16 protein-coding genes and 5 pseudogenes are annotated in these 24,224 nt (G+C 52.5%); 2 read left to right on the top strand and 19 right to left on the bottom strand.

Features of this window, described 5'->3' with window-relative positions:
- Positions 1-12: 12 nt before the first annotated feature.
- From ACQG11_RS22845 to ACQG11_RS22855, 3 genes and pseudogenes are all read right to left on the bottom strand, one after another.
- Positions 13-504, bottom strand: a complete 492-nt coding sequence (locus tag ACQG11_RS22845) for a hypothetical protein (RefSeq protein ID WP_426728864.1) — start codon at positions 502-504, stop codon at positions 13-15.
- 367 nt (positions 505-871) lie between these two features.
- A pseudogene (locus ACQG11_RS22850) lies at positions 872-1,849 on the bottom strand (RHS repeat domain-containing protein); the annotation flags it as partial.
- Between the two features lie 32 nt (positions 1,850-1,881).
- A pseudogene (locus tag ACQG11_RS22855) lies at positions 1,882-2,158 on the bottom strand (YciI family protein).
- A 153-nt stretch (positions 2,159-2,311) separates the two neighbouring features.
- Between ACQG11_RS22855 and ACQG11_RS22860 the strand changes: the two are divergent.
- Positions 2,312-3,462, top strand: a protein-coding gene (locus ACQG11_RS22860; protein WP_087855188.1) for an IS3 family transposase whose coding sequence is annotated in 2 segments (ribosomal slippage) — positions 2,312-2,570 and positions 2,570-3,462 — 1,152 coding nt in all. Because the reading frame shifts where the segments join, the coding sequence is not laid out codon by codon here.
- Between the two features lie 59 nt (positions 3,463-3,521).
- Here ACQG11_RS22860 and ACQG11_RS22865 read toward each other — a convergent pair.
- The 4 genes and pseudogenes from ACQG11_RS22865 to ACQG11_RS22880 all read right to left on the bottom strand — a co-directional run.
- Positions 3,522-3,887, bottom strand: a complete 366-nt coding sequence (locus ACQG11_RS22865) for a hypothetical protein (protein ID WP_038416218.1) — start codon at positions 3,885-3,887, stop codon at positions 3,522-3,524.
- 16 nt (positions 3,888-3,903) lie between these two features.
- Positions 3,904-4,284, bottom strand: coding sequence for a hypothetical protein (locus tag ACQG11_RS22870; protein ID WP_023300298.1), 381 nt, complete (start codon positions 4,282-4,284; stop codon positions 3,904-3,906).
- 176 nt (positions 4,285-4,460) lie between these two features.
- Positions 4,461-4,865 (bottom strand): hypothetical protein, encoded by a 405-nt coding sequence (locus ACQG11_RS22875; protein ID WP_426728865.1) that lies wholly within the window; start codon positions 4,863-4,865, stop codon positions 4,461-4,463.
- A pseudogene (locus tag ACQG11_RS22880) lies at positions 4,862-6,246 on the bottom strand (RHS repeat domain-containing protein); the annotation flags it as partial. The gene ACQG11_RS22875 and the pseudogene ACQG11_RS22880, both read right to left, overlap by 4 nt.
- A gap of 5 nt (positions 6,247-6,251) precedes the next feature.
- Between ACQG11_RS22880 and ACQG11_RS22885 the strand changes: the two are divergent.
- Positions 6,252-6,350 (top strand): annotated as a pseudogene (locus ACQG11_RS22885) (DUF933 domain-containing protein); the annotation flags it as partial.
- 50 nt (positions 6,351-6,400) lie between these two features.
- Here ACQG11_RS22885 and ACQG11_RS22890 read toward each other — a convergent pair.
- From ACQG11_RS22890 to tssH, 12 genes and pseudogenes are all read right to left on the bottom strand, one after another.
- Positions 6,401-6,630 (bottom strand): annotated as a pseudogene (locus ACQG11_RS22890) (YciI family protein).
- 161 nt (positions 6,631-6,791) lie between these two features.
- On the bottom strand, positions 6,792-7,157 hold the full coding sequence (locus tag ACQG11_RS22895; RefSeq protein WP_426728866.1) for a hypothetical protein: 366 nt from the start codon (positions 7,155-7,157) through the stop codon (positions 6,792-6,794).
- A gap of 1,696 nt (positions 7,158-8,853) precedes the next feature.
- Positions 8,854-9,099 (bottom strand): hypothetical protein, encoded by a 246-nt coding sequence (locus ACQG11_RS22900; RefSeq protein ID WP_426728867.1) that lies wholly within the window; start codon positions 9,097-9,099, stop codon positions 8,854-8,856.
- Complete coding sequence (locus ACQG11_RS22905; RefSeq protein ID WP_426728868.1) at positions 9,099-13,574, bottom strand: RHS repeat-associated core domain-containing protein; 4,476 nt, start codon at positions 13,572-13,574, stop codon at positions 9,099-9,101. Before ACQG11_RS22905 ends, ACQG11_RS22900 begins: the two co-directional genes overlap by 1 nt.
- A 3-nt stretch (positions 13,575-13,577) precedes the next feature.
- Positions 13,578-14,018, bottom strand: a complete 441-nt coding sequence (locus ACQG11_RS22910) for a DcrB-related protein (RefSeq protein WP_023300307.1) — start codon at positions 14,016-14,018, stop codon at positions 13,578-13,580.
- 207 nt (positions 14,019-14,225) lie between these two features.
- Positions 14,226-14,732 (bottom strand): hypothetical protein, encoded by a 507-nt coding sequence (locus ACQG11_RS22915; RefSeq protein ID WP_426728869.1) that lies wholly within the window; start codon positions 14,730-14,732, stop codon positions 14,226-14,228.
- 1 nt (position 14,733) lies between these two features.
- The gene (locus tag ACQG11_RS22920) at positions 14,734-17,316 is read right to left on the bottom strand and encodes a type VI secretion system Vgr family protein (RefSeq protein ID WP_063148594.1); all 2,583 of its coding nucleotides are present in this window, start codon (positions 17,314-17,316) and stop codon (positions 14,734-14,736) included.
- Between the two features lie 84 nt (positions 17,317-17,400).
- Positions 17,401-17,817 carry a hypothetical protein gene (locus ACQG11_RS22925; RefSeq protein ID WP_022648397.1) on the bottom strand — a complete coding sequence of 139 codons (417 nt, stop codon included), beginning with the start codon at positions 17,815-17,817 and terminating at the stop codon, positions 17,401-17,403.
- Positions 17,818-17,869: 52 nt separating this feature from the next.
- Positions 17,870-18,616 carry an ankyrin repeat domain-containing protein gene (locus ACQG11_RS22930; RefSeq protein WP_032624824.1) on the bottom strand — a complete coding sequence of 249 codons (747 nt, stop codon included), beginning with the start codon at positions 18,614-18,616 and terminating at the stop codon, positions 17,870-17,872.
- Positions 18,617-18,627: 11 nt separating this feature from the next.
- Positions 18,628-20,094, bottom strand: a complete 1,467-nt coding sequence (locus tag ACQG11_RS22935; RefSeq protein WP_426728870.1) for a phospholipase — start codon at positions 20,092-20,094, stop codon at positions 18,628-18,630.
- A 25-nt stretch (positions 20,095-20,119) separates the two neighbouring features.
- Positions 20,120-21,553 carry a serine/threonine protein kinase gene (locus ACQG11_RS22940; RefSeq protein WP_426728871.1) on the bottom strand — a complete coding sequence of 478 codons (1,434 nt, stop codon included), beginning with the start codon at positions 21,551-21,553 and terminating at the stop codon, positions 20,120-20,122.
- A gap of 24 nt (positions 21,554-21,577) precedes the next feature.
- Positions 21,578-24,193, bottom strand: a complete 2,616-nt coding sequence (gene tssH / locus ACQG11_RS22945; protein ID WP_426728872.1) for a type VI secretion system ATPase TssH — start codon at positions 24,191-24,193, stop codon at positions 21,578-21,580.
- Between the last annotated feature and the right edge of the window lie 31 nt (positions 24,194-24,224).

Genomic DNA, 24,224 nt, shown 5'->3' on the forward strand with positions numbered 1-24,224 from the left:
CTAACCCACACTTCAGCGTTTTATTTTTTGTGGGTTCCAATCAGAGTAATCAGCAACACGGATTTCATTAAGAACAAGATCTAGTGGAACATGTGCAATGCTATCTGCAATTTCATCATATGGCGCTGGCAACTCGAATGAAAAACCAAAGTCGTCATTTATAATAATACAGCCATTAAATATACGCTGTTTGTAAGTCAACCCTATTATTTCCCCCATCGTTTGGCCTGTTTGTAATATTTTATTATACCTCCCCTTATAGTTTACGTTACAACCAATAGAAATGATCGTTCCATCTTCAAGGGTAGCGATTGTCATTGTGTCATCTACAATATATGCAAGCCTTTTCTTATCATCAGGCAAGAAATAATCAAAGTAAGTTACCTTATAGCCAGCATATAACTCGCTTATGTACTTACTGATATTATCCCCCAAAAAAACGTTACCTAGTGCTCTTCCTGATAAAATATCAGCATTAAAATCAATAATTTTATACCCCCCCATTAAGTAAAACTCCGTCAACATAAACAGGTGAATCGGTTATTAAATCATAATTTTTAAACTCTCCATGACCAATTCTCCCATATACTACATCAGCACCATCAACTTCGCGATAAACTTTCCAGTAATCATTACCATGAATATTAGGTTGAGTTGGAGTCCCTCCGGGATGATAATCTAATTTGTACGTAGTACCTGATTTTGTTGTTTTGACATATTGAATATGTTGGATAGCTCCTGGTTTATTGGCTTGTGGATATGTTCTCGTCCAACCTTTGGATGTCAAAATATTATGAACATCAGCGGGTTTTTTCCCTGTTAATCTATCCACCCATCTTTGTGTTATACGATCCTTTTGAGAAAAACCACATTTTAACCCCCACGGATCCACCCACCCCAGCGCGTTCGGCGCATACTGGTAAAGGTTTATCCCCCCCGCCAGCCCTATCGGGTCCTGCTGCGTAAACCTTCCGCAGTCCGGGTCATAATACCGGAACAGATTGTAGTGCAGCCCTGTCTCACGGTCCAGGTATTGCCCCTGCATACGCAGGTTCTGGGAATATCCTGATACCTGCGTCTCGCTTTCCCGCAGCAGCTTGCCCCAGGCGCTGTTCACGCCTTCCCAGCGCACCTGCCCTTCGATATCCGTCATCCGCTCCGGCGTGCCGTTGGGCTGGCAGTGGAACCAGAAGATTTCCGGGGCATCAACGCCGTCGATACGCGCCAGCGGATCGTAGCTGTCCTGATCGCTGTAGACGTAGGTCAGCGGCACATCCCCGTGCACTTCCTGCAACAGCCGGAACCCTTCCCAGACAAACCGCGTGGTGACCGGCTTGCCGGTTGGCTGCCCGCCCAGCATCTGGCGGCGCGTTTTGCTGATGCGTCGCCCGAGCGGGTCATAGCGGAAGCTGACCTGCGTCTGCGGCCTGTTGCGGTCCCGCGGCTGGCTGATGACCTCCGTCAGGCGGTGCTCGCCGTCGTAGCGGTAGTGCCAGCGGGTCTGGCCGTTATCCTTCTCCACGGTGCGGCCATGGATGTCATAGCACCAGCGAATGCCGTTCAGCTGCGTCAGGCGGTTGTGCGTGACCTTCTCAGCAGATCCTTCGAGCGGGTTACCGGCTGCATCCCAGCGCCACTGCTCCTGGCCAGGCAGCGTGCCGTCCTGAACGAGCAGGCGCCCGGCGCTGTCGTACTGCCAGCGGTACCAGCTGAACGGGTTATCGTCCCGCTCTTCCCGCACCAGATTATTGCGGTAGTCGTAATCCCTGCGGCGGGACCAGCGGCGCGGCGACGGGCGCTCGGCGTTGCCAGTAAAGACGTCCCGGCGATGCAGTCGCCCAAGACGGTCATTAACGTTTGATTGGTTTTTTTATTGCGGGGTTAAAACACATTTTCTAATAGTTCTGTTTTCATACTGGGTTCAAAGAGAATGATGTCGGCAGTCGCAAGCTTTAATGCCTGAAAAGGAACCTCACGCAAGCGTTCTTCGAGAGAGACCAGACTCTCACATTTAGCGAGTATGACTCCACCGGTTCTTGGGCTCCGTCTACACAATGCCAGAAATATCCCCTCTGAATAACCTTTTAAGCCACTCCACATGAGCAGGTATCACTGCGTCAATCTCTTCGAGTGGTTTGATATAGGTTAAAATGACAATCTAAACCGTGCTCATCCTTTGCCTCTTAACTCTGTTTTTTAAACTGCTTGTTGGTACTGCTGTACAGTCCCTCTTTTGCCAACAGTTATTTGATCTTACCCACGAATAGTGGACACACGACTAAGTGAGTAAACTCTTAACCAGAGGTGACTCATGACAAAACCAGCATCAACCAGTAAGAAGCCCCGCAAACAGTACACGCCTGAATTCCGCAACGAAGCCCTGAAGCTTGCGGAACGTATCGGTGTTGCTGCCGCTGCCCGGGAACTCAGCCTGTACGAATCCCAGCTCTACGCATGGCGCAGTAAGATTAACAATGCCCGCAGCTCTTCCGAACGTGAGCAGGAAATGTCCGTTGAAATTGCCCGTCTTAAGCGCCAACTGGCGGAACAGGCAGAGGAGCTGGCCATTCTCCAAAAGGCCGCGACATACTTCGCGAAGCGCCTGAAATGAAGTATGTCTTTATTGAAAAACATCGGGCTGAGTTCAGCGTCAAAGCCATATGCCGGGTACTGCGGGTCGCCCGTAGCGGCTGGTATGCGTGGCGTCTGCGTCGTCAGCAGATAACACCACGTCAGCAGTTCCGGCTCGTCTGTGATACTGCTGTCCGTCAGGCATTCACTGAGGCAAAACAGCGTTATGGTGCGCCTCGTCTCGCTGACGAACTGCCTGAGTACAACGTCAAAACCATTGCCGCCAGCCTGCGGCGTCAGGGGCTTCGCGCAAAAGCGGCCCGGAAGTTCAGCCCGGTCCGATACCGCGAACATGGCCTGCCGGTGTCTGAAAATCTGCTGAAACAGGATTTTTACGCGAGTGGCCCGAATCAGAAGTGGGCGGGTGACATCACGTACTTGCGCACGGACGAAGGCTGGTTGTACCTGGCGGTGGTCATTGACCTGTGGTCCCGTGCTGTCATCGGCTGGTCGATGTCGTCGCGGATGACAGCGCAGCTGGCCTGCGATGCGCTACAGATGGCACTCTGGCGACGTAAGCGCCCGGAAAATGTCATCGTGCATACGGACAGAGGCGGGCAGTACTGTTCGGCAGACTATCTGGCGTTACTGAAGCGGCATAATCTGCACGGTAGCATGAGTGCCAAAGGATGTTGTTACGACAATGCCTGCGCGGAAAGCTTCTTCCACTCGCTGAAGGTGGAATGTATCCACGGGGAACGCCTTATCAGCCGGGAAATCATGCGGATGACGGTGTTTAATTATATCGAGTGTGATTACAATCGGTGGCGCCGACACAGTGCCTGTGGCGGACTCAGTCCCGAACAATTTGAAAACCAGAACCTCGCTTAGGGCCGTGTCCACATTACGTGGGTAGGATCAATTGTTATCGTTTTTTGGCGCTTTTGATGTTAATACGCAGGGCCCAATTGAGACAAAGCATTATGCTTCATATCCCAGGAATAAAACCAGTCATGCCAGCCGTTTTCCTTTTCCGCATAGCTACAGACCACAACCACTTGCTTTGACAGGTTGAAAGTTAAGTAACAGAAAGCTGCGCCTTCAGGAGGTGCTGACCAAAATAGTTTTTCGCCCTGCGGATTGAAGATGGTCAAAACGGTTGATAGTGGCTTTGGCTCGCTTAACGCAAAGACTAACTGACGTGTTGAGTCGACCAGTGCATAGTCTAAAAATGGCATACTAACCAGTATGTTACTTTCACCACACGCCCATTGAAGCAGGTCATTTTCTTTAATACAAATGAGATTTTCAATCATTGGTAAACCTCAACTTTTAAAGTTTGATCTGTTTCAAATCACCTTCAAAAAGCCCCACAAGATATACCCGATATCGGGCTGGCTGCACTTCTTTATACGTTAATACAGCAGAAAACTCTTTCAAACACTTTGAACAAATGTTTTTCGAAGCGTCTAATTGGCTTTCATCGTAGTTATATTTATTATATTCACTAACAAGCTTCACGCATCTCATTTTCTTAACCAAAAAGCATTTTACCTCTTCAGAGAGCGTGTCAAACTCATATGAGTTTACTATGGAATAGACTATTACGCCTTCGCATTCAGGGCATGCTATTTCTGCGCCATAATTTATAAAGTCATTATCTATACCATCCAGGACCAATAACTTCCTCTTCAGCTGATTAGTTATTTTCATTTTTCATCAAAACCTTAATTAAAACGCAACAAGTCAGAATTAATTATAGATATAATGAATAGAGGTGATGTTTTAATTGGATAGATAATTCAAAGATGAACGCGAGCACAAATACATGCCAGAGTGCTATGCATGCACACGCCGGGGAAATTGTATGCAATCAAAATTAAAACTGACTAATCATCTTCTATATCAGGGGGTGGTGTCGTAATACCAAGTATTTCTCGGCCAAATCGAATTTCCTCTGCAGTTTTCTTTTTAAGTTTAAGGATAATAACACCCAGTAAAGTATTATTATTTTCATCTGAATAAATCTTGAACGAGTACAACTTACTTCGGATATTAATTACGAATACATTTTCCTTTTCAAAATTTTCAAGGACAATGATTAAATCATCAAGACCATTAACTTTCAACCCTGTAAATTTAGTATTTTCTTTATGCGCTTTCATTATTCTCAATTCATTTTGAGTACTACTTATAAATGATGCACATTGAAGATTATTCTTTTCATTTAGATAAGAACGAAACTCATCCGGTATTTTTTCTCGTTCATACTCAATAAGTTTATCATTTATCATGGTAGGAATACCTCCACATCGCCACTTCGAATTCCTTTAAGTAAGATTTCGCGTTCCATCCATTCATCAAAAGAATACTCCCACGACCAAGAATCGCCAGGCTTAGGAGCACCAACTTTGACTCTCAATATGACCCCATCAGGCCCTGCGAAGCCTCTAGCTACATCTGGACTATCTGTCCACGAAGTATAGGGGCTGATGCTGGATACCCCTCCGAAGTTATGTTGCTCCGGAGTTATTGATGAATGAACATCCCCAGGAATTACCTTACCATTAAGTGCATTTTCCCATTCGGGATGGTCTTTATGTATACCCCTGTAATTATATTGCCCAGGTTCCGCATCAGGTAGATGTTTATCGGGCTTACAAGGCGACAACCCCCACGGATCCACCCACCCCAGCGCATTCGGCGCATACTGGTAAAGGTTTATCCCCCCCGCCAGCCCTATCGGGTCCTGCTGCGTAAACCGTCCGCAGTCTGGGTCGTAATACCGGAACAGATTGTAGTGCAGCCCTGTCTCACGGTCCAGGTATTGCCCCTGCATACGCAGGTTCTGGGAATATCCTGATACCTGCGTCTCGCTTTCCCGCAGCAGCTTGCCCCAGGCGCTGTTCACGCCTTCCCAGCGCACCTGCCCTTCGATATCCGTCATCCGCTCCGGCGTGCCGTTGGGCTGGCAGTGGAACCAGAAGATTTCCGGGGCATCAACGCCGTCGATACGCGCCAGCGGATCGTAGCTGTCCTGATCGCTGTAGACGTAGGTCAGCGGCACATCCCCGTGCACTTCCTGCAACAGCCGGAACCCTTCCCAGACAAACCGCGTGGTGACAGGCTTACCGGTTGGCTGGCCGCCCAGCATCTGGCGACGCGTTTTGCTGATGCGTCGTCCGAGTGGGTCATAGCGGAAGCTGACCTGCGTCTGCGGTCTGTTGCGGTCCCGCGGCTGGCTGATGACCTCCGTCAGGCGGTGCTCGCCGTCGTAGCGGTAGTGCCAGCGGGTCTGGCCATTATCCTTCTCAACGGTGCGGCCATGGATGTCATAACGCCAGCGAATGCCGTTGAGCTGCGTCAGACGGTTGTGCGTGACTTTCTCAGCAGCCCCCTCAAGCGGGTTACCGGCCGCATCCCAGCGCCACTGCTCCTGACCAGGCAGCGTGCCGTCCTGAACGAGCAGGCGCCCTGCGCTGTCGTACTGCCAGCGGTACCAGCTGAACGGGTTATCGTCCCGCTCTTCGCGGACAAGATTATTGCGGTAGTCGTAATCCCAGCGGCGGGACCAAGGCGGTCGTATTCGCTGCGGGTGGTCAGCAGCCCCTGAGTGCGGCTGGTCTCACGATGGAGTTCGTCGCGGGTTAAATTGGAGATCGACAGCTTATTGAGAACATGGTGAGCAAGGCGAGAAAGAATCAGGCAAGATGCGTGCGAAAGGGAAAGATTACATCGTTAAAGATGGCTATGTGATGAACTTCCTGTTTAATGTTTGATTTGTTTTGAATGAAGAAAATCCACGCTTTGGCGTGGATTTTTTACGGGGTTAAAACACATTCTCTAATAGTTCTATTTTTATGCTGGGTTCAAAAGGAATGATCTCAACAGTCGCAAGCTTTAACCTCTGAAAAGAATCCTCGCATAATCGGTTTGAAGTGAGGCAAGACTTTCACACTTAGCGAGTATGACTCCACCGTTTCTTAGGATCCTTCTTTCGGTCGCCAGGAAAATCCCCTCTGCATACCCCTTTTTTAGCCACTCCACATGAGCAGGTATCGCTGAGTCAACCCCTTCAAGGGGTTAGATATAGGTCAATATGACAATGTAAACCGTACTCATCCTTTGCCTCTTAGCTCTGTTTTAAACCTGTTGTTAGAACTGCTTATGCAGCCCCTTTTGCTACCGGTTATTGTTATCGTTTTTTGGCGCTTTTGATGTTAATACGCTGGGCCCAATTGAGAAAAAGCATTACGCTTCATATCCCAGGAATAAAACCACTCATGCCAGCCGTTTTGCTTTTCCGCATAGCTACAGACCACAACCACTTCCTTTGACAGGTTGAATGTTAAGTAATAGAAAATCGCACCTTCAGGAGGTGCAGACCAAAATAGTTTTTCGCCCTGCGCATTGAAGATAGTCAAAACGGTCGGTAATGGCTTTGGTTCGCTTAACGCAAAGACTAACTGGCGTGTTGAGTCGACCATTGCATAGTCTAAAAATGGCATACTAACCAGTATGTTACTTTCGCCACACGTCCATTGAAGCAGGACATTTTCTTTGATGAAATTGAGATTTTTAATCACAGGATAACCTCAACTTTTAAAGTTTGATCTGTTTCAAATCACCTTCAAAAAGCCCCACAAGATATACCCGATATCGGGCTGGCTGCACTTCTTTATACGATAATACAGCAGAAAACTCTTTCAAACACTTTGAACAAATGTTTTTCGAAACATCTAATTGGCTTTTATCGTAGCTATATTTCTTATATTCACTAACAAGCTTCACGCCTCTCATTTTCTTAACCAAAAAGCATTTTACCTCTACAGGGATCTACAGGGAGCGTGTCAAACTCATATGAGTTTACTATGAAATAGACTATTACTCCTTCGCATTTAGGGCATGCTATTTCCTTTCCATACTCTATGAAATCATTGTCAATGCCATCAAGGACTAATAACTTCATTTTCAGTCTATTAATTATTTTCATTTCAAACCTTTAATTGAATTAATAGAAAAGTCAGGTGAGAGAAAAATGAAGGCTTTTATTAATCAATTACATTATATAATCAAACATTCCATTAGATATAAATACCACAATCGAAGCTTTTTTCATTAGATTGTACAATAATTCTACCCCAATCATGATCCCATTGAAATCCATATGGGGGTTTGTTAATTTTGAGCTTAGGGCTTGAGGTTATTTCATTCTGAACCTATGATATCAAACGCTGCTGCTCATCCGACAAATTACTAAGACTAGCCCTTTTATCCCAATCCGTTAGAGTTTTATAAAAACTTCCATCTTTACTGGTAAGGAATATTAATGGAGAAAAAAGAAAATACTGAAGGCCTCAGTTCCAAAATGAAAACTTGATCTTTCCATTTAATATTATCGATAGCGAAATAAAAAGGACCTACTGTAGTCAACGGCGAGAAGCACTTGTAAAATGCGGAATTTTTAAAAGTATCAACATCTTTTATTCGAGGGGGAAGTCGTTAATTGCTACAAATCCAGTATGAACATCAAGTTTCATTTGCTGACATATCTAAACCACCTTGTCTGGAAGTGACTACGTTATATTCAAAACTATATATACCCCATGATTAAATGACTTTGTCTCATATACGACTGAAACCCGCCCCCACTCAAAGTTCCACCTAATGATGTCTGTTTTCGTGGTATCAGGCGTGTCCAGGTTTAGTGATTCTTTCAGCCAATCAGACAGGCTTTTCACTGATTCATTTAGCATGTGAATATTAGTTCGTGCATTCCAATCATTTAATGATTTATAGTATTGACTGTTTTTATCAACAAGATGAAGCATAAAAGGAAAACCATAGCACACAGGGCGTATAGTAACTTGAAATTCTCTTTCAAAAAACGCTACTGAGTCAACAAGGTAGTGATTTGGTATGGTTTTCTTTATAGCTCTCTGCTTTACTAATTCGTGGTATAAATCACACTTACAAAAGCCTTCTTCAGTATAAATTTTCAAAGGCAGACCATCAATATTTATTCACCTGTGATCGGTTTAAAATTTAATTCAATCATGTTGCCCTGTTCTACTTTTGAATGCCGAACACGAGATTGTAACTAAATCAACTACAACATGATGGCATCCATATAAAGAAGCATTTCCGCGTACAGATTACAGGTGTTATAGGCAAGGCTCACACTGCATTTTCCACTACGCAAATAAAATGCACCTGCATCATTTATTGCATTACGCCACACCATTATAACCATTTCAATCTAATCTACATGACAATGAATCCTTATTGCCAATGGTGCAATAAATCAATCCACATTTCTTTTTCTCCAGAGATAACTTTAATGTTATCTCTATTTTCTTTTACATACTGCATGTACGTTTCATAAATAATTCTTATAGTCACGGTTTTTTCAGAGCGAGAACCTTCAATCAAAGTCATTAGTTTTTCTAAATAAATTGATGAATCCACTCTTTCGTTGAAAAAAACTTTGAGATAATCGAGTACTTCATCATATGAATCGTAATTCATTATTCCTCCGGAAGAATATCAATTTTGTCGAAAGTAATTGTCCGTTTGTCTGCATGCATTTGTTCTACGCCCCCCTTTCCGTATTGCGGATAAGCATGCGTAAATTGTTCTAATGGTGCACCAATTTTATCTCCAAACATTCTTGGATGCCTCACTTGAGGAGTACCATTTTCATAAAGTTGCAATGTATCAAACGTTCCTCTAATCCTTGCATCACTCCAAGAGACATCCGCTGGTAACTTCGGATCAACTTTATCGGGACCTTTTATCTGAAACGCATCACGAGTAGCTTTACCCGTTTCAAATTTTTCGAATCCAAAATACGTTACGGGCGCTTTTTTTGTTTCGAGAAGACCAGGAACCCATTTATCTAAACTGCCATCGTCATTCAAATATCGAACATAACGATAAGCAGTTGAAGGCATTGTAGCGCTTGGCCCCGCTGGACCGATATAGAAATCAGGTTTCGTTTTACCACTACACTCACGGCTTAACCCCCACGGATCCACCCATCCCAGCGCATTCGGCGCATACTGGTAAAGATTTATCCCCCCCGCCAGCCCTATCGGGTCCTGCTGCGTAAACCGTCCGCAGTCCGGGTCGTAATACCGGAACAGATTGTAGTGCAGCCCTGTCTCGCGGTCCAGGTATTGCCCCTGCATGCGCAGGTTCTGGGAATATCCTGATATCTGCGTCTCGCTTTCCCGCAGCAGTTTTCCCCAGGCGCTGTTGACCCCTTCCCAGCGCACCTGCCCTTCAATATCCGTCATCCGCTCCGGCGTACCGTTGGGCTGACAGTGGAACCAGAAGATCTCCGGGGCATCAACCCCGTCAATACGTGCCAGCGGATCGTAGCTGTCCTGATCGCTGTAGACGTAGGTCAGCGGCTCATCCCCGTGCACTTCCTGCAACAGGCGGAACCCTTCCCAGACAAACCGCGTGGTGACAGGCTTACCGGTTGGCTGGCCGCCCAGCATCTGGCGACGCGTTTTGCTGATGCGTCGTCCGAGTGGGTCATAGCGGAAGCTGACCTGCGTCTGCGGTCTGTTGCGGTCCCGCGGCTGGCTGATGACCTCCGTCAGGCGGTGCTCGCCGTCGTAGCGGTAGTGCCAGCGGGTCTGGCCGTTATCTTTCTCCACGGTGCGTCCGTGGACGTCATAGCGCCAGCGAATGCCGTTGAGCTGCGTCAGACGGTTGTGCGTGACTTTCTCAGCAGCCCCCTCAAGCGGGTTACCGGCCGCATCCCAGCGCCACTGCTCCTGGCCGGGCAGCGTGCCGTCCTGAACGAGCAGGCGCCCTGCACTGTCGTACTGCCAGCGGTACCAGCTGAACGGGTTATCGTCCCGCTCTTCGCGGACAAGATTATTGCGATAGTCGTAATCCCAGCGGCGGGACCAGCGGCGCGGCGACGGGCGCTGGGCATTGCCGGTAAAAACGTCCCGGCGATGCAGTCGGCCAAGGCGGTCGTATTCGCTGCGGGTGGTCAGCAGCCCCTGCGTACGGCTGGTTTCACGATGGAGTTCGTCGCGGGTAAAGTCGGAGACCGACAGCTTATCAAGGGCAATGCTGAGCAGATGCCCGCTACCGTAATAGAATTGTTTCAGCTCCCGGCCATCGGGCAGCGTGACGGAGGTGCGGTTACCGAGGGCGTCATACTCCCACGCCAGCTCGCCGTGTTCGCCCGTTTCGCGCGTGACGCGTCCAAGCGCGTCATACTCAAACACAAGCTCCTGCTCGGCTTCGGCGCTCCAGGCATCGGCTGAAAGCGCGGGATGCAGCCCAATCCGGCTCAGAAGGCCGGACGGGGTGTAGTGGTAGCGGGTCTGCCCTTCCGGCGTGGTGCGGGCGACCAGCTGGCCGCTCGCGCTCCAGGCAAAGGCATGGGTAATGGCCTCCGGATGTCCGGCGGCAAAGGTGCGCGCTATCGTACGCCCACAGGCGTCGTAGCGATACTGCGAGGCCACGCCATCCAGCCCCACCTCTTCCAGCAGCAGCGAGTCCGCACCCCAGCGGAACTGGTACGCTTCGCCGTTTTCGTTTTCCAGGGCAATCAGACGCCCGCGGCTGTCCCAGCGGCGACGCACCTCTTCACCCTGCGTATTACGGGTGGCGGTTAAGCGCCCTGCCTCGTCGTATCTGAACTCGCTCTCTTTCCCGTCGGCGCCCGCATGTTTCACCGGCAGGCCACGTTCGTTCCATTTGAGAGATTCCGTCCAGCCTTCCGGGCGATCGAGTTGTACCGGACGCCCTGCGGCGTCGTAGCGGTAACGCGTCTCTTCGCCGTCGGCGCTTATCTCAGCCACCAGCCAGCCCAGCGGATGATAACGGTATTGTGTCACACGGCCCGAACAGTCCGTAACACGCACCATCTGCCCGGCCTCGTTGTACTCCTGGTAGCGGCTGTTGCCGGCGGCATCAACTTCTTCCACGACCTGACCAAACTCGTCCCGACGAAGCAGCGTGGTCTGCCCCATCGGATCCACCACGCACTTCAGCCCGTGATGTTCGTCATACAGGAAACGGGTGGCGCTACCGTCGGCTTCGATGATGGAGGCCGGAAGCGCACGGTGCTCCAGCCAGGTGGTGGTGCGGGTATTGCCGTCGGCGTCGATCTCCTGCACCCGGTTACCCATGTCGTCATAGACGAAGGTAACGGCATTACCGAGCGGATCGATGCGGCGCGTGAGGAGTTCGTTGTCATCCCACTCGTAGCGCCAGTTCTCACCGCGCTCGTCAACGTAGCGAACAATCAGGTTTTGCGCGTTCCAGTAATGCTTTCGCGTCTGGCCGTCGTAGTGATCGACGGTCGTCAGCCCGACGGCTAGATCATAGCTAAAGCGACAGCCGTCGCCGGTGCTGGTGCGGTTTTCCACCACGCGCCAGTGGTCAAATTTTTGCCAGCGGTATTCACTCTCCAGACCGCCCGGCAGACGGTGCCAGACCATCAGGCCATCATCGTTATAACGGTATTCACGGGTAACCACGCCGGAGGCATCCGTTGCGCTGGCCAGCTGGCCGCGCGCGTCATACCCCCACTGCATCAGCGGCCATGTCTGGTTGCCGTCAAAATGGCTCGCCGAGGTAACGCGCTGCGGGAAACGTTCATTTTCATAACGCAGAGTGACGTCGATCGCCCGCGGCTCATCGTGCAGACCGACCAGCCGCCCGTGTTCATCCCACGCCGTCAGCAGTGCGTTGCCGTATTCGTCGCTGAGGGAGGCCAGGCGCAGGATTGAGGAGTTCGCCCGGGTTGGTTTATACAGACGCCACACCGCGCCGTCATCGTCGGCAATCGCCACGTCGCCGCTCTCATTGCGGCGGATGATAATGCCTTCGCTGATGCTGTAAAACGCGCGGTCGACCGGCGGCAGTTCAAAGCTCAGCTCGCGCCCGGTTTCATCGAACCAGGTGGCGTTGTTTTCTTCCAGCGTCAGATAGCTGTCAAAGGTGGTCGCCCAGCCCAGACCAAACAGCCCTTCGCGGGTGGTCAGGCTGTTGTAGCTGCGCTGCCAGCGCAGCGGGAAGCGCCCCGGCAGCGAGAAATCGAGTTCGTCGTCGTCATTCAGCACCTTCACACCGGTAGCGGCGTGAACCGGGTGCGAGGAGCCGAACACGGCGTTGACGGCCATATCGGCCAGCATCCCGCCACCGGCAGCAGCCAGCGCGCAGGGCATGTTTTTCAGGATCTTGCCCGGACGCCCGCGCAGTAGGGAGAGCGCAATCATCCCCAGCGCCAGGCCCGGCGTTTTGCCGCTTTTAATATCGCGAACCGTGAGGGTGTCGCCGCCGATGATCACGTTCGGGGAGACGTCGTCGGAAACGGTGCCTTCGCAGGTGGTGCGATCTTTCGCACGCACCGCGGGCTGCCCGTTGATAAAGACGCTTTTGGAGCCTTCCGCCAGATACTGCGGCCCGGAGTGTTTCTCGCACGCCACCTTGTCTTCTTCCAGCGGCGAGGTCCCGGCAGCGGCAGAGGCCACGCTCGGCTGCCACATTTCGCTGCCGAACTGTCCGGCAGCGGCAAGCAGCATGCCCGCGTAGTCGGCAAAGCTGCCCGGAGACTGCGGCTCAGGGGAAGGAGTATCGGCAGGCGTCAAGGTCCCGGCTGCGCGTGCAGCGGGGATCGCATTGGTAAGAACGTTGCTGGAACCGGTAGTGATCTTACCCGCAGGCGACGGCGGGAAAAGCGCGTTGCCCAGCCCTTCAGCGGCGTTGCTGATATCGTCGGTGATCCCCGCAACGTTCGCCAGGACACCCCCAATAATGCCGCTCAGCAGACAGCTGGATCCGATCGCCGCCACGCCTGCGGCTGCCGCCCCGGCTCCCAGCAGTGGCGCCGCCACGGTAGCTGCTGCCCCCACAGCCGCGCCAATCACCGCATAGGCGGCACCTTCCGCCACAATGCTGGTTATATCAGCAAAAATGCTGGAGTGAATAATCTCGTCGCCCTTACGGGCCGCGTTGTTATCGCTCATGCCTTACACATTCCGGTTGTCGTTTAGCGTCAGACTTTGCTTCAGTGCGCTCCAGCGCGCCTCGTCCTCTTCCGTAAAGGCTTTTAAGGCCGAGAGGGTAAAAATCATCAGTACCGGTTTGTCCGGTGTCTGCACGGCAAGCTGTTTTTGCCACAGGCGCTGGCCGTTACGGTCAAAGGTGGTCTCAACTTCCAGCCCGTTAATTTTTCCGTCAGGCCCGGCTTTTACGTGCTGAAATTCGCTCTGGGCGATCTCACCCATCTGAGAACGCAGCACATCCCACTGGCGGTGAAACTCTTGTTCGTAATTGCTGCCATCCGGGATAACGCCGCGGCTGACCACCACGGATAATCCGCTCTCGTCATCACGAATGATGTTCATGCTGTTATCCTGCCAGGCGGCAGGAAAAAGGGAAAACGAACCTTCCTGGAGGGTGTATTTCATAAGTGAACTCGGGATGATATTAGAAAAATAAGATTAAAAGCGCTAAAGTTTATACAGCCAATATTAATTACTGCTTAGCGACTCAGAGGGACAAGATCATTACAACGTTAGCACTTTCTTTTTTTTCCGCAAAAACTTTAGGGGCAGCGATATTATTGGCCGTTTGATAATTATCTTCTTTCACAGCCCGTAAAGTTGCCTCGCAACTTAATGTTCGTAGCGTGACATAACTACCCTGCTCAGGCATTCCTGATTCAGAACTGGAAAGCTAAATGCCCATGCCAGCCCGCGTTCATCGGTAGGAGTGCGATATCCAACTGATTGTCCCGGCGTGTTTCCGCGAGGGATATTAGACAATTTCAGATCTGGAAAATGAGATTTGACTTGTTCAAGAGTAATACATGGATGATTAATTACGAAAGAAACCAAAGATACGCTGTTATCGCCATTTCCCCATAAACGAACATCCACATCGCTGATCCGTGTGCCATCAGTTAACGTAAAGGGAGCTGAAGTATAACGGTCTTCTTTCTCCTGTGTATTATTAATCAGCGGTTGGTTAAACAGTTTACTGACATCCTCAACTTGTTTACCCCACACTGATTTCATTTCTTTGATCATTTGCCACAACGAATCTTGATTCATTTTATTATGCCCTGCATAGGTAAATGCTGAAAATAGTGGAAGAACAATGAGGAATGTAGCTTTAATCATCCTACTTTCCATAGAATCCTCCATAGTAATCATTATAATTTAAATTAGTCCCTGAGGCTATTTCGCCTTTACCATACACTTTTCCTATTGCTTTGGCTGCATCAATGCGAGATAACTCACCGCTCACCATTTTATCATATGCAGAATTATATGCTTTTAGGTTTTCGGCACTTCCCGCTATATCAATATCAATACCGCCGTTTGCAAGGATCTCGCGTTGTATTTTAATGTTATTCAGCGTTGCTCCACCTTCATCCATAAGCTGGCTGTTGATGAAGTTTTCCTTACTCGAAGCATCTACCGCAACAGGATAAGTTGCATGCCCTGCCTCATGTGCCAGAGTTTGCACAGTTGTGGCTGTATCCTCCATGTGTTCAGGGTCCATGACAATCAATTTGTTATTAGTATCAGCGTAACTCCCCCCTCCTGCGGCTCCCGGCTGGATAGCCCACCCTTTATCTTTTAGATCTTTTAATTGTGTCTGAAGCGTTGGTGACTTATTGATTTCCTTAACTACATCTTCACTGAAGGGCATCACATCAGAGTTGTAGGAATTATTTTGATAAACGTAACTCCCTTTTAATGGTGGAGCTGCTGCAAATTTTGTTGTTGGTTTTGGTCTGGATGCTGCTGGCGCTGAAACTGCGGGAGCCGGATTCTTAGCACTTTTATTTGGAGAAAACTTCTCCTGCACCGCCGCATCAATATCCCCTTTATGCCCCGATCCCGGAGCCGTTGTGCCCGGCTTGGTTCCCGAGGTATTCAGATGCAGCTTACCACCCGTGGTGATATACCCATCTCCCTCAACGAAAAAGTTAAACTCTTTGCCAATCAGGTTAATCTTGCCGTTAGCGTTAAGCTCAATAGCACTCTCACCCGAGACCAGCCGCAGCTTCGTCCCGGAAGCAATGACATACTGCTCTACCGCTGCATCCAGCTTGCCTTTTCCCGTCAGGATCTCGGTTCCGCCTTTCACGGCCTGGATCTGGTTCGCTTCAACACGATGCAGCTCATTTTTCTTCACGTAATGGCTGCGCGCGCCGCCAACGCTGTGCGTTTCATCATTCTTGACGCTGGTGTCCATGTTGCGCTCGGCCTGGATCCACACCTGCTCTGCGCCCGCCTTGTCCTCAAAGCGCAGGGCGTTGGCGTTGTCCACGGAACCGTCTTTTGTCCGGCTCATAAAGCCCATCTGCGTCGCCGCAGCCGGCAGCGCCCACGGCGGCATGCTCGCCTCGTTATACACGCGCCCGGTGATAATCGGTCGGTCCGGGTCACCGTTGATAAAGTCCACCACCACCTCATCGCCGACGCGCGGGATCTGCACCCCGCCGTAGCCCTGGCCCGCCCAGGCGCTGGAGACACGCACCCAGCAGGAACTGGTGTCGTCACCCTTCGCCAGACGGTCCCAGTGGAACTTCACCTTCACGCGGCCATATTTGTCCGTCCAGATACTCTCCCCCTGCGGCCCCACGACTTTCGCCGTCTGCGGGCCGTAGGTCCGCGGCCACGCCGTGCTCTGCGCCGGACGGTACGACACCGCCGCCGGGATAACGGTGAAATCGGTGCGGTGAATGGTTTCCCCCTCGCCGCTCGCGTAGCGGTTCTCCTCGAAGTGATACCCGGCCGCCGTCACCAGATACTCACCGTTATCGCTGAAGAATGGCGCGTTGGTCAGGGTAAAGATGTGGCCCGGCGCAATGCCCGCCGCCGTGGCCGTCGCCTGAATCTGCTGATGCTCCACCTGCCAGCGCTCCTGACGAATGCGGGCGTAGAACTCCGCATGGCCTGTCTCCACAAAGCGGCCCGGCCAGTCGTACACGTCGATGCTGCCCGGTTTCGGTGACGCCGGGTTCTGCTGCGCCTGGAACAGCCACGCGTTCGGCTTGCGGAAGTCGTAGTCGTCGAGGCTGTAAATCCCCGGCGTCACGCTGTCCTCCAGCGCCCACTGGCTGATGCCCTCTTCATCCGTACTGCCGCCGGACGGCGTCTGATGGTAAGGAATGACCTCATAGCCGCTGAACGGCTGATGCTGCGTCGCGGCGTCGGTCAGTACCAGGGTGTGCTTGTCCGCCTCGTGGCTGAAGTGATACGCAATCCCCTCCAGCTCCATCAGGCGGCTGATGAAGTCCAGGCTCGATTCCTGATACTGCACGCAGTAGTCCCACACCCGGTAGCTGCCGGTGAGTTTGTCTTCGAGGTTAACCTGATGCTCACCCAGCAGGGTTTTCACAATCTGCGGTACCGTCTGGCCCTGGAAAATCCGCAGGTTACGGTCGCGCTTCATCGGCCACAGGTCCGGCTCCACCGTCAGCTGGTAGACCGCATAGCGGGTGCCCGTCAGCTCCACGGCACTCACCGCCACGCGCGTCACCTTGCCGTTGATATAGCGGGGGGTAAGCAGGTTCTGGGTGGGGATGGTCACCGTGACCGGCTGACCGAGCAGCCTGCTGCGGTCAATGCGCGCATCCGTGCCGAGCAGGGTCAGCGTCAGCGCGAACGACTCCGACATCGCCTCGCGGCCGGAGAGTTTCCAGAAAAGCAGCCCCTCAACCGGGAGCTGAACGGTAATTCGGTTGAGCATAATCTTTATTCCGTAATGGTTTATGCTGAGAGTATTTTTAACGCAAGGTTTTTTTAAACGTGAATGTTCTGGTTGTTGGCCGTCTTACTCTTTAACCGGGGGCCATTCCCCTTCATATTTATAAATCCACAGGGAATAGATTTTCAGAAACTCTGACAAAAAGAACAAAAAGCCATTTAGCCAGACATTCATCACGCCCGTGAAACTTAACACCAGGGGAAAAAGGGAAACTGAGTAGCGAAATCCAACCAGACGCAGTATTTCCTGGTAGAGCGCCAGTCTTCTCGCGTATAAATTCCGGGCGAAGAAGCACCATGCTGAGGCAATAAAAGAGAGCAACAACAAGAAATCGAGAATAAAGAAAAGAATAACCAGAGCGCTATACCCACCAGCAGACAGCGTGTTCACAACCGTACTGAAGGCGTGTATATCGGAAATAAAAGGGATTCTGTCATGTCGCACGGACTGGGCACAATAGAGCACAATGGCCAGGGCATCCATGCATCCCCAGAAAACGAAAACCTTATCTCTGGCGTTCATGACAGTTGAGCAATCACTTAACCGGCGCGGGTGGCCATTCGCCCCCCTTCTGGATGAGCTTCTCTTTTATTTCGTTTAATTTCTCGTATTGCTCACTGCCTCGGTCAAGTCCATTCAGCGCGTCCGCGAGCGCATTGCTCATCGACCAGCCATTTTTGGCCTTAATTGACGGATCCGCTCCCCGATCGAGCAGCAACAAGACATGATCGTAAGCCTGGTTATCCAGCGCATCAAACACCAGCGTTTTACCCAGTGAGTTGGTTGAGTTGACGTCAGCACCGCGATCGAGCATGGCTTCCAGCGTCTCTGTATTTTTCGCTTTAAGCGACTGGAAGACGATCGGTTCGTGGAAAACCTTATCTTTCACGTTGGGTGAGAGGCCACCGTCCAACATCGCGTCGATCCAGTCCGCACTGTCTCCCTTTAGGGCAAATTCAGCAGGACTGCTTTTTCCCTGCGGTCGAGGCTGGAGCGGATCTGCGCCATCCTTAACTAGCAACGTAATCACCTTTAAATGGCTCGACGTTTTTTTATCATTAATTGCGTTGCCAAGGGCCCAGAAAAGCAGGGTCATATCCTGCTTTCCTGGTTGATTAAGGTCGCTGTCTGGCGCAAGCGTCTTCACCGCATCGACGTCGCCTTCCTCAATCGCTTTCGCCAGTTCAAGCTGCTGGCCGCTGAAGTAGTCCTGTGGATTAAGGTCCATATCCTGCTTACACCCCTGAATCATGAATAAAAAACATAACGCGACAAAAGCCATCAACCCTTTTTTCACAATCGACTCCCGATTATCGAAATATCCTCATCCTTCTGTTGCTCTATGCAATCAATCGCTTGATTAATTCCGTGGCGGTCCAGCGCGCTTCCGTTTCCACCGGGAAGATCATGGGGTATTCCGGCAGCATTAGGGCTCAGTGCAGAGATTTCCTCTTTGAGGATCCACGAAGGGACATGCCCTTTCATCGTTTTCAGATCTTCCCAGGGGTTAACTTCCTGAATCTTCGTCAGCAGTTCACCTTCAACCCGATACGCCTGGATATTATCCGTACTGCCTAATATCTTACCGCCGTATTTTTCTACGGTTCCGGCATTGAGGCCGGCGGCGTTAAACGTCCACCCCGCTTTCCCGCTGCCCATAGAGGTTGCAGAGGCGAGACCACCGCCAAGGGAATGACCGGCAATATCAATATTCTGCCCTGACCTTGCCAGCTCCTTACTGATACTCACGGCCTTTTTATAATAATCTGAAGCCATACCCATGCCCTGTGAGAAGTTATTCGACCAGTCAGCCCCGTTTACCACCGGCGCCAGTTCCCCTTTGGTCAGTAGAGAGGAGACATTCTCAGACAGAGAGGCGAAACCAGGCTCGCGCGATCCCCTGAATACCAGCGTGGGGTTCATATCTGCACCAAACACTTCCGGCTTCGGTTGATAGACGCGCGCCAGAAAATTGGGGGACGTATCATCGTCAAAGAGCATGGATTTGTTCAGCCCGAACTTTCCTAACAGCGCATCGTCATTACTGATATCTGTCCATCCCTCCGGCACGCCCGGTGTGGTTTCCAGCGGGTTCACGGTCTTATAAATATTTTCCGCAAGCTTCGCTTTTTCCACCGCGATATTATTCGCTGCCAGACGTTTCGCGGCGATCTGGGCATCCGGATAAAGGCTATTGCTCCCCTTCGCAATCAGATCCTTACGCGCCTGCCAGCGTTCTGCTTTGGTCATATTCTGAAGCTGCCCGGCATAGGTTTTACCGTCCTTGCCGGGAGTAGGTTCATCCGGCACCTGTGCCGTTTTAGATTTCACTACCTGTTTTGGCAGTACCGTTGGCGCAGGGCGAGATCCGTACGTTCTCACCAAGGTTTCGTAGCGGTCAACAATCGTACTCACCGGATACCAGCCCAGGCCGACCAGCGAGGCAGCCTGGAGTTGCCCTTTGGCGTTGATATAAAAAATTTCCGTTACTGATGACCAGTCACGAAAACTTTCGTCAATGGCAACCACTCTGCCCATCTCTAAATCCTGCGCGATCAGCGTGCGGGTATCGCGCCCGGACTGATAAGGATTCGCACCGGTGATCGTGCGCAGCAGATCGTAGCGCGTGAAGAACGAGCGCAGCGAATGGTCGGGAACCGACATAATCCACTGTCCGGCAACGGACGGGCGGATTATTTTCGCAAACAGCGCTGGCGAGACGTTCTCGTGGAACAGATAGACAAACTTGATGTTATACATTCGCTCCGTCCTGTTACCCGCAGGCTTACGGATTCACCAGCCAGGTGCCTGGCTTCGCAATATCCAGCGTCTGGGTACGCGTTCTTCCATTGCCTTCCAGTTCAATGCGGGTCTCGCCCGCAGGCAATTTCAGCGATGCGTAACCGTTATTCCCTGGACGCAGCGCTTTCGGCTCGCCGTTCACCTTCAGCGTCTCGCCATCAAGCATGCGGATATAGACCAGCGCGACCGGACTGGCGTCGACAGACGACGCACTCTGCTGCGCCGTAGCAGGTGGCGCTACCGGCTCGCTCACGTCGGCCGTTGCTGGTCTGGTTTCCGCTGCGGCGGAGGTTTCAGCCGGAGGGCTCACGGCAGGGGTTTGCGCCGTCTGCGCTGGCGTTTCCTGGCTGCCGCCGCCGAACAGCATCGCACCGGCAACCACCCCAACCAGCACGCCCGCGGCCACCAGCCCCGGAAGCTTGTAACGTCGCCAGTCCAGCGCGGAAGCAGATGTCTCCTCTTCCACCGGCACCAGCATCGTGCCGGTCTTCTTCGCGGTCAGCACCTCGTCGATACCGGCGACGGGCATCTCGATCAGCGCCGCAAACTCCTCGATAGATTGCGGACGGTCTTCCATATGCAGCGCCAGCGCCTTGTCGATGGCCTGAAGCAGCGGAATGGAATACCCCTGCGGCATCAGCTCCACCAGTGGTTTGCAGGTGTCCTGAATCGAACGCACCACGCTGACCGGTGGCGGAGAGCCGACGATGAGGGTGCGCAATACGGCGCCGAGCGCGTAGATATCCGTCCACGGCCCCTGCTCGCTTTCATTGTCGTCGGTATACTGCTCGATAGGCGCAAAACCCGGACGCAGCATGGTTTCCGTCTCATCCGAGAGATTACCGATGGTGCGGCGCGCCGATCCGAAATCAAGCAGCACCGGCAGACCGTTATCCTGAATCTGAATGTTATCCAGCGAGATGTCGCGGTGCAGGTAGCCCTCATCGTGGATCGTTTTGATGGCGCCGAAGAGCATTGGCAGCATGCGGCGGATCCACGCCTCGTTAATCAGCTCCGGTTTCTCTTCGCGCAGACGCGACAGCGTGGTGCCGCTGTAAAACAGCGTCCCCATATAGGCCGTGTCGTTTTGCACCCAGAAGCGCAGCACGTTCAGCAGGTTCGGGTGGTTAAAGCGCGCCAGCAGGCGGGCTTCCTGAATGAAGCTGTTCAGACCGGCAGAAAACGCTTTGCCGAAGCGCTCGCTGCGCAGTACCAGCGTCATATCCTCGCCGCGCACGGCGAGGGAGGAAGGCATAAACTCTTTGATAGCGATAGTGCGTTCGAGCTGGTGATCCCAGGCGCGATAGACGATGCCGAATCCGCCGCCGCCAATCACCTCTTTTATCTCAAACTCATTGAAACGGTACCCGACCGGGAGCGCGTTTGGGACAGTCCGATTGTTATCATTATCCGTCATCTTTTACAGTTCTCTTGATGATTATTACGCGGCAAACTGACAGTGGAACTCGCCCTGCTCGCAGGTGACATGCAGACGTCGGTACTGCTCGTCGCTGCGGCTGGCGGTAAGTAAAATCTGGCTCATCTGAGGCAGCAACGTATTGGTCAGAATCGCATCCACCATACGCCCGCCCGACTCAACCTCGGTACAGCGCTGAACAATCTGTTCGACCACGCTGTCGTCAAATTCAGAAATAATATTGTGATTCTCTTCCAGACGACGCTGAATGCGCCTGAGCTGAAGACGCACAATCTGCCCCAGCATCTCGTCGCTCAGAGGGTAATACGGCACCACCAGCAGGCGGCCCAGCAGCGCAGGCGGAAACACCTCCAGCAGCGGCTGGCGCAGGGCGCCGCTTAACGCGTCAGGATCCGGCATCAGTTCCGGGTCGGCGCACATGGCTGCGATCAGCTCGGTGCCGACGTTAGAGGTCAGAATAATAATGGTGTTACGGAAATCAATGTGACGCCCTTCGCCGTCCTCCATCCAGCCCTTGTCGAAGACCTGGAAGAAGATCTCGTGCACGTCCGGGTGCGCTTTTTCAATTTCGTCCAGCAGCACCACGCTGTAGGGACGGCGGCGCACGGCCTCGGTTAAGACGCCGCCTTCACCATAGCCCACATAGCCCGGAGGCGCACCTTTTAACGTCGAAACGGTGTGCGCTTCCTGGAATTCACTCATGTTGATGGTAATAACGTTCTGCTCGCCGCCGTAAAGCGATTCCGCCAGCGCCAGCGCGGTTTCGGTTTTGCCCACGCCGGACGGCCCGCAGAGCATAAATACGCCGACCGGTTTGTTCGGATCGTCAAGCTTCGCCCGCGAGGTTTTTACCCGACAGGCAATCAGATCCAGACCGTGACGCTGACCAATAACCCGCTGGTTCAGCGTATCAGCCAGGTTCAGCACCGCGTCGATCTCATTTTTCACCATCCGGCCCAGCGGGATCCCGGTCCAGTCCGAAACCACCGCAGCCACCACGTTTTCATCGACCGCGGCAAACAGCAGCGGTTCGTCACCCTGTAAGGTCTTCAGCGCCTGCTGCTGTTCTGCCAGCTGGCCGCGCAGTTCAGCCGTATCCTCATCACTCGCCGCAAACAGTGCGGCACGCAGACGGATAATTTCCTGCACCCGCGTGCGCTCTTCTTCCCAGCGACGAGCCAGGGCCTCGCGTTGGGTTTCGAACGCGTCACGTTCGGCGCTTAATGACGCCACGCGCGCCGGATCGCCCGCCCCCACGCGCGCTTCACGTTCGGCAATCTCCAGCTCCACGTCCAGGGCCGCCAGATGACGCAGGCAGTCTTCCAGCTGGGCAGGCGGCGCGCTCTGGCTGACGGCCACGCGCGCGCAGGCGGTATCCAGCAGCGCCACCGCTTTATCCGGCAGCTGACGCGCAGGAATATAGCGATGCGACAGTTTCACCGCCGCGCTGACCGCTTCGTCGAGGAGTAAAACCTGATGATGAGTTTCCAGCGGCGACACGGTGCTGCGCAGCATCAATACAGCTTTCGCTTCATCCGGCTCGTGAACCTGTACGGTCTGGAAACGGCGGGTCAGCGCCGGATCTTTCTCAATGTATTTTTTGTATTCCGCCCAGGTGGTCGCGCCAATGGTGCGCAGTTGCCCACGCGCCAGGGCAGGCTTGAGCAGGTTAGCGGCATCGCCGGTGCCCTGCTGGCCGCCAGCGCCAATCAGGGTGTGGATCTCATCGATAAACAGAATAATCGGCGTGGCGCTGGACTGCACCTCGTTAATCAGCGCCTGGAGGCGCGCCTCAAATTCCCCTTTCATGCCCGCTCCGGCCTGAAGCATGCCGATATCCAGCAGCCACAGCTGAACGTTTTGCAGCGGCTCAGGCACGTCGCCGTCAGCGATACGCAGCGCCAGCCCTTCCACCACTGCCGTTTTCCCGACGCCAGCTTCCCCGGTCAGCAGGGGGTTGTTCTGGCGACGACGCATCAGAATATCGACCATCTGGCGGATCTCTTCATCGCGCCCCACCACCGGGTCAATTTTCCCATCCCGGGCGCGCGCCGTCAGATCCTGACCATACTGCGCCAGCGTGCCCTGCGCAGCCGGTACTGCCCCGGCAGCTGCGTCCGCAGCGGCGGCGGCCTGCTGGCTCTCTTTGCTGCTGGCGCAAATAGCGTCGAACTGCTCGATCAGCACCTCGACGTTAAGACGGGTGAACTGCGCCGAAATACTTTTCAGCACGTTAGCCAGATTCCACGTTTTCAGTATGCCGATCAACAAATGGCCGCCGCGGATGCGGCTGACGCCAAACTTCAGTGAGCCGTAGACCCATGCGCGCTCGACGGCGCTGTCGATATGCTCGGAAAGATCAGAGACGGAACTCGCGCCACGCGGCAGGGCATCCAGAGCCGCCACGATATCGCGCGTCAGCTGCTGTTCATCAAGGGCGAAGTGACGGATGACCTGTTGCAGATCGCCATCCTGCTGCTGCATCAGCTGATGCAGCCAGTGCACCAGCTCAACGTACGGGTTGCCGCGCAGCTTACAGAAGGCAGTCGCGCTTTCCAGAGAGGTAAATAACAGCGTATCCAGTTTGCCGAAAAGCACGGCACGGCTAATTTCTGACATGTTAGTTTCCATTAACAATGATTCGGTATAC

The organism is Enterobacter cloacae complex sp. 372C4 (assembly GCF_050030615.1).
Lineage (GTDB): Bacteria > Pseudomonadota > Gammaproteobacteria > Enterobacterales > Enterobacteriaceae > Enterobacter > Enterobacter intestinihominis.